This window comes from Microbacterium sp. (assembly GCF_047606685.1).
GTDB lineage: Bacteria > Actinomycetota > Actinomycetes > Actinomycetales > Microbacteriaceae > Microbacterium.
Window position 1 is genome coordinate 42,498 of record NZ_JASGEC010000095.1, and the last position, 6,797, is coordinate 49,294.

Consider the following 6,797-nt stretch of genomic DNA (forward strand, 5'->3'; position numbering starts at 1 on the left):
CGAGCCTCACGCCTGGCAGGACGGGCACCAGTACAGCTTGCGGCCGCCGAGCTCCTCCAGCGCGATCGGCGTCCCGCACACCCGGCACGGCAGGCCGGTGCGGTGGTACACCCAGTGCCGGTCGTCGCGGCTGGCCATCGCCCGCCGCCAGTCGTCGGGCGACAGGTCGTCCATCGTCATCATCTGGCCGGTCTCCACGCCGACGGCCAGCAGCCGCACCCAGTCGCGCCACAGGTCGCGCACGGCCTCCTCGCGCACGTCGCGCCCGGGCGTATGCGGGTTCAGCCGCGCGCGGAACAGCAGCTCGGCGCGGTACACATTGCCGATGCCGGCCACGACGGCCTGGTCCATCAGCAGCAGGGCAATGGATGTCGGCTTGCGCCGCACCACCGAGACGAACCGCTCCTCGTCCTCGGCAGGATCTCCGTTCAGCGGGTCGGGCCCGAGCTTCGCGAGCGTCGCCCGCATCTCGTCGGGCGCCTGCAGCTCGCACGCGGTGGGGCCGCGCAGATCGGCGCACGTCGTTCTGGTCATGAGCCGCAGCCGCACCTGCCCGACCACGGGCGGCGGCCACTGGTCGCCGTCGTCGGCCAGTCCGGTCGTCTGCTCGCTCATCCGCACGTGCACGCGCGCGCGCCGCGGGGCGCCGATCGAGGTGAGCGAGTTCTCTCCCGCACTGTCGAGCACGGGTTCGTCGTCGAGCACCGTGCCGCGCTGGTTCGTCTGGCCCATGCGGCCGTTCGCGGAGGCGATCGTCGGATCGACGAGGATGTCGCCCGCGAAGTCCCACGCGCCGTACATGCCGAGGTGCACGCGCAGCCAGAGCCCGTCGTCGAACTCGAGGAACATCTGCTTGCCGTGGGCGCGCACGCTCGTCGCGGTGCGGCCGTCGATGACCGCCGCGCCCTCGGCGAAGCGCCCCTGCGGACTGGATGCCGCCACGGCGCGACCGACGACGTTGCGGTCGAACTGGCGGGCGATGCGGTGGACGGAATGACCCTCGGGCACCGCTCGATGCTACGGCACGGAGCTACCGCTGGTAGCAGTCCGTGTCTTCGGTGCCGACCAGGGCGATAAGCGAGCCCGGAGCTCCTGGCCTTGTGGCGTCGATCCCCCAGGCGGCGGTCGACACGGAGATGGCGCCGTCGTCGAAGATCATGCTGTCGCCCGGTGCGTAGCAGGCTTGGTCGCTCAGGCGCACGCGGACGGCCAGCGGCAGCGCTTCGTCCGCCTCGAGCACGACCGCGCCGATGCCGACGGCCTGCTCCGTGCGCTCGCCGAACGTGAGCGTCGCGTCTGTGTGGTCGGCCGACGGCTCGGGATCGACGGGGATGCCGTTGACGCTGACCGCCTCGATCCCGGTGCTGTGCGGCGCCATCAGGTGCAGCCTCAGCGCGGTCACTGTGACCTCCAGCTCGCTCGTGTTGTGCACGAAATACCGGATCTCGCAGTCCAGGCCTTCGCGCAGCTGGATGGCCGGCGCCGTGTTGTACGCGGTGTGCGACACGTCGTCGACCGGGTCGTCCTCCGACCACCAGGTCGCGTCCTGGCCTGTGCACACCACGGCCTTGCCGTCCAGGTACACCTCGACGCTGTTCGCGGCCGACGCCCCGATGCCGACCCAGACCCCGACCGCGCCGACCGCGACCGCGGCGAGGGCGACCGCCGGCACGATCAAGGCGCGCCGCCGCGGCGCGTTTGCCACCGCGGCGCCTTGCTCGACGGCAGCGGTCATCGCGGCTAGCCGTGGATCGGGTACGCCGCGATGTCGCCGGTCGTCTCGTACTCGGCGAGCTGCGCGATGCGGCGCGCGTGCCGCTCGTCGTGCGAGAACGGAGTCGCGACGAACCGGTCGATCAGCGCCACGGCCTCGTCGAACGTGTGCTGTCGGGCTCCGATCGCGATGATGTTCGCGTCGTTGTGCTGGCGCGCGAGCTCTGCGGTCGACGCGTTCCACACGAGGGCGGCGCGGATGCCGCGCACCTTGTTCGCGGCGATCTGCTCGCCGTTGCCCGACCCGCCGAAGACGACGCCGAGCGCCTCGACGCCGGCCTCCTGGTCGCGCACGACGGCCAGCGCGGCGCGAATGCAGAACGACGGGTAGTCGTCGAGCGGGTCGTACTCGGTCGGGCCGTGGTCGACGACGTCGTGCCCTTGGCCTGCCAGGTGCTGCTGCAGGTCGCGGGAGAACTCGAGGCCCGCGTGGTCGGTGCCGATGTGGATGCGCATGGACCCCATCCTAGGGACGGCGCGAACGTCGGAGAATAGGCCGGATGTCGGAGGATTCCGCGCGGATGCTCCGACATCCAGGCGATTCTCCGACATCCACCCCTATGGGACGACGCCGGCGGCGGCCGGTTTGAAGCCGGCGCGCGCGTTCTCGCAGCAGCCGGGGCGGGCCACGTCGTGCCACGGGCCGAGCGGCGTGACGTGCGGGCGCTCGTCGGCGGGAATGCCGTCGAGCCGCTCCTCGATCAAGTCCACGAGACCGGCCACGAAAGCGGGATGGATGCCGGGCGTCGGCGTGCGCACCGCGCGCACCCCGACGCGGGCGGCGGTCTGCATTGCCTCGGTGTCGAGGTCCCACAGCACTTCCATGTGGTCGCTCACGAACCCGAGCGGAACGATCACCACCGCCTCCACTCCGCGCGCCGGCAACCCTTCGACCACGTCGTTCACGTCGGGCTCGAGCCACGGCTGCGACGGCGGACCCGAGCGCGACTGGAACACCAGCTCCCACGCGATCGCGGCGGCGCCCGGAACCTCGCGCGCGACCTCGCCCATCACGTGCTCGGCCACCGCGCGATGCTGCGCGACGTACGCTCCGCCGTGCGGCCACTCCACGTCACGCGGACCCGACCGGTTCGCGTCGTCGACCGGAATGCTGTGCGTCGAGAACAGCACGCGCACCGCCGCGGGCGCGACGCCGTCGGCGAGGAGCCCGGCGACCGCGTCGCGCACACCCTCGACGAATGGCGCGACGAACCCGGGGTGGTCGAAGAACAGCCGCACCTTGTCGATCGACACCTGGCCGTCGAGCCCGGTGTCCAGCAGCGCGCGGGCGAAGTCCTCGCGATACTGCCGGTCGCTGGAGTACGAGCTGTAGGCGCTCGTGGCGAGCCCGAGCAGCGTCGTGTGGCCGCGCGCGTGCGCCGCGCGCACCGCGTCGGCGAGGTAGGGCTCCCAGTTGCGGTTGCCCCAGTAGACCGCAAGCCCCAGGCCGCGGCGCGCGATCTCGGCCTCGAGCGCCGTCTTGAGCTGCCGGTTGTGCTCGTTGATCGGGCTCACTCCGCCGAAGTGGCGGTAGTGGTGCGCCACCTCCTCCAGCCGCTCGTCCGGGATGCCGCGCCCGCGGGTGACGTTGCGCAGGAACGGAATCACGTCGTCCTGCCCCTCGGGGCCGCCGAAGCTCGCCAGCAGCACGGCGTCGTACGCGACCGGCTCTTCCACGAACGGGGCGCCGGACGCTGCCGCCGGCGACGCGAACGGCACGGCCGCGGCGCCCGTCGCCGTCGTCGCGTGTGCTGTCCCCGGAGTGCTCATCCCTCCATCCTGTCATCGGCTTGAGCGCCTTTCGCGCGACGCCGGTCACCGCGCACGTCGACGGAGTCCGCGCAGAGCGTAGGCTGTGAGGGTTGTCGCCGGGGCCGACCGCCGCAACGCTTGCCACGACCTTCACCCACGGGAGCATCCGCAGTGCCTGGAGAGAACCTCACCCGCGTCGAAGCGCAGGAGCGCCGCGCGATCGTCGACCCCTCGGCGCGCTCAGGAGCCGGGATCTCGTACGAGATCGACCTCGACCTCACGAAAGGCGCCGACGTGTTCGGCTCGCGCACCGTCGTGCGATTCTCCGCGGCCGAAGGCGCCGACACCTTCATCGACCTGATCGCGCGCGACGTGCGCGAGATCACGCTGAACGGCCGGAGCATCGACCCCGCCGAGGCCTACGCCGACTCGCGCGTCGCGCTGACCGGCCTCGCCGCCCACAACGAGCTGGTGGTCGACGCCGACTGCCTCTACACCAACACCGGCGAGGGGCTGCACCGCTTCGTCGACCCGGTCGATGACGAGGTCTACCTCTACAGCCAGTTCGAGGTGCCCGACTCGCGGCGCGTTTTCGCGGTGTTCGAGCAGCCCGACCTGAAGGCGACGTTCGAGTTCCGCGTCACCGCGCCCGAGGCGTGGAAAGTGGTGTCCAACTCCCCCACGCCCGACCCCACGCGGCACGGCGACGGCACGGCCACGTGGCGGTTCGAGCCCACGCCGCCGATCTCGTCCTACATCACGGCGCTCGTCGCCGGCCCCTACGAGGAGGTCTTCTCGGAGCTGACGAGCGCGTCCGGGCGCACCATCCCGCTGGGCGTCTACGCGCGCAAGAGCCTGTGGCAGTACCTCGACGCCGACTACATCTTCGACATCACGCGCAAGGGCTTTGCCTACTACGAGGAGAAATTCGGCGTCCCCTACCCGTTCGCGAAGTACGACCAGCTGTTCGTTCCCGAGTTCAACGCGGGCGCGATGGAGAACGCCGGAGCGGTCACGTTCACCGAGACGTACGTCTTCCGCGGGAAGGTGACGGATGCCGTCAAGGAGCGCCGTGTCGTCACGATCCTGCACGAGCTGGCGCACATGTGGTTCGGCGACCTCGTCACGATGAAGTGGTGGAACGACCTGTGGCTCAACGAGTCGTTCGCCGAGTGGGCATCGACGATCGCCACCGCGGAGGCCACGGAGTGGACCGAGGCGTGGACGACATTCAACGCGATGGAGAAGAGCTGGGCGTACCGGCAGGACCAGCTTCCGTCCACCCACCCGGTCGTCGCCGAGATCAACGACCTCGAGGACGTCCAGGTCAACTTCGACGGCATCACGTATGCGAAGGGCGGCTCGGTGCTCAAGCAGCTCGCCGCGTGGGTGGGCATCGACGCGTTCTTCGCCGGAGTGGGCGCGTACTTCGAGAAGCACCAGTGGGGCAACACCGAGCTGAGCGACCTGCTCGCCGAACTCGAGACCACCAGCGGGCGGGAACTGGACACGTGGTCGAGGAAGTGGCTGGAGACCGCGGGCGTGAACACCCTGTCGCCGGAGATCGCCTCGACGGCCGGCGCCGTGCCCGGCGTCGAGACGATTTCTCGCTTCGCGATCGTGCAGACCGCCCCGGCCGACTATCCGACCATCCGGCCGCACCGCCTCGGCGTGGGCTTCTACAGCATGCGCGACGGCGCGCTGGAGCGGGTGCACCACGTCGAGATCGACGTGGACGGCGACCTCACCGAGGTTCCGAAGTTGAAGGGCCTCGTCCGTCCCGACCTCGTGCTGCTCAATGACGAAGACCTGGCGTACGCCAAGATCCGTCTGGACGAGCGGTCGCTGGCGACCGCGATCGCGCACCTCTCCGACATCTCCGACCCGCTCGCCCGGTCTCTCGTGTGGGGCGCAGCGTGGGACCAGACCCGAGACGCCGAGTCGTCGGCCAGCGACTACATCGACCTCGTGCTCGGAAACATCGGCCGCGAGACCGAGTCGACCACCGTGCGCACCACGCTCGCCCAGTTGCAGCTCGCCGCGAACTCGTACGTCGCCCCGCACACGCGAGCCGCGGCGCGCGAGAAGGTGGCGGACGGCCTGTGGGAGCTCGCGCAGCGGGCGGATGCCGGCAGCGACAACCAGTTCCAGTTCGTCACGGCGTTCGCGCAGGCCGTGGCCACGGCCGAGCACGCGTCCGTCCTGTCCCGACTCCGCGACGGCGAGCTCTCGCTGGACGGCTTGGAGATCGACACCGACCTGTCGTGGCAACTGCTCATCGGCCTGGCTGCGGGCGGAGCGGCAACGTCCGCCGACATCGACGCCGCGCTCGCCCTCGACAACACGGCCAAGGGCGCGGAGGCCGCGGCCACCGCGAAGGCCGCCATCCCCACCATCGAGGCGAAGGCGGCGGCGTGGGCCTCTCTCGTGGACAGCGACGGGCTGCCGAACACGATCGTGCGGTCCACGACAGTGGGCCTGCAGCATCCGACCGGCCGCCATCTGCTCGACAGTTTCGTCCCACGGTACTTCGAGGCGCTCGAGCCGATCTGGAAGGACCGCACCTACCAGATCGCGGCCTACCTCGTCTCCGGCCTGTACCCCGCGCCGCTCGCGAACGAGGAGTTGCGGGACGCCACCCGGGCATGGCTTCGAGAGCTCCAGGAGATCCCCGCTCTGCGGCGCCTCGTGAGCGAGAACCTCGCCGGCGTCGAGCGAGCCCTCGCGGCGCAGGAGCGCGACGCCGAAGGCTGAGCCCGTGTGGTCCCGCGGTATGAGTCCGACGGGGCGAGAACGGCGCCTCGGGAGGACGCGCGACGACGTCGGCGCTTCATAGCGTCGAAGCATGATCACAGCAGAGCACCTCACGAAGAGGTTCGGAGACAAGACAGCCGTCGACGACGTGTCGTTCACCGTCCAGCCCGGGAAGGTCACGGGCTTTCTCGGGCCGAACGGCGCCGGCAAGTCGACCACGATGCGCATGATCGTCGGCTTGGACCGCCCGTCGGCGGGCCGCGCGACAGTCAGCGGCAGCGAGTACAAGCGGCTTCGAGCGCCGTTGACCGAGGTCGGCGTGCTGCTCGACGCCAAGGCCGTGCACACCGGGCGCACCGCCCGCAACCACTTGCGGGCCATGGCGGCCACCCACGGCATCCCGAATCGCCGCGTCGACGAGGTGATCGGGCTCACCGGGCTCGACACGGTGGCCCGCAAGCGCGCCGGGAAGTTCTCGCTCGGCATGGGCCAGCGCCTCGGCATCGCGTCAGCGCTGC

General features: G+C 70.6%; 6 protein-coding genes. 2 read left to right on the forward strand and 4 right to left on the reverse strand.

The features are described 5' to 3' along the window. Positions 1–6 precede the first annotated feature (6 nt). From QM611_RS11495 to QM611_RS11510, 4 genes are all read right to left on the reverse strand, one after another. Positions 7–1,008, reverse strand: coding sequence for an Fpg/Nei family DNA glycosylase (locus QM611_RS11495; RefSeq protein ID WP_415080053.1), 1,002 nt, complete (start codon positions 1,006–1,008; stop codon positions 7–9). A 22-nt stretch (positions 1,009–1,030) separates the two neighbouring features. After that, positions 1,031–1,735, reverse strand: coding sequence for a hypothetical protein (locus QM611_RS11500; protein ID WP_415080054.1), 705 nt, complete (start codon positions 1,733–1,735; stop codon positions 1,031–1,033). Positions 1,736–1,740: 5 nt separating this feature from the next. Then, positions 1,741–2,229, reverse strand: coding sequence for a ribose-5-phosphate isomerase (locus QM611_RS11505; RefSeq protein ID WP_415080055.1), 489 nt, complete (start codon positions 2,227–2,229; stop codon positions 1,741–1,743). Between the two features lie 102 nt (positions 2,230–2,331). Then, positions 2,332–3,543: a ferrochelatase gene (locus QM611_RS11510; RefSeq protein WP_415080056.1), complete on the reverse strand. Its 1,212-nt coding sequence runs from the start codon at positions 3,541–3,543 to the stop codon at positions 2,332–2,334. 153 nt (positions 3,544–3,696) lie between these two features. Between QM611_RS11510 and pepN the strand changes: the two genes are divergently transcribed. Both pepN and QM611_RS11520 read left to right on the forward strand, forming a co-directional pair. Next, positions 3,697–6,279, forward strand: coding sequence for an aminopeptidase N (gene pepN, locus QM611_RS11515; protein ID WP_415080057.1), 2,583 nt, complete (start codon positions 3,697–3,699; stop codon positions 6,277–6,279). A gap of 91 nt (positions 6,280–6,370) precedes the next feature. Next, positions 6,371–6,797, forward strand: a 427-nt coding sequence (locus QM611_RS11520; RefSeq protein WP_415080058.1) for an ATP-binding cassette domain-containing protein, incomplete at its 3' end; no start/stop codon positions are given.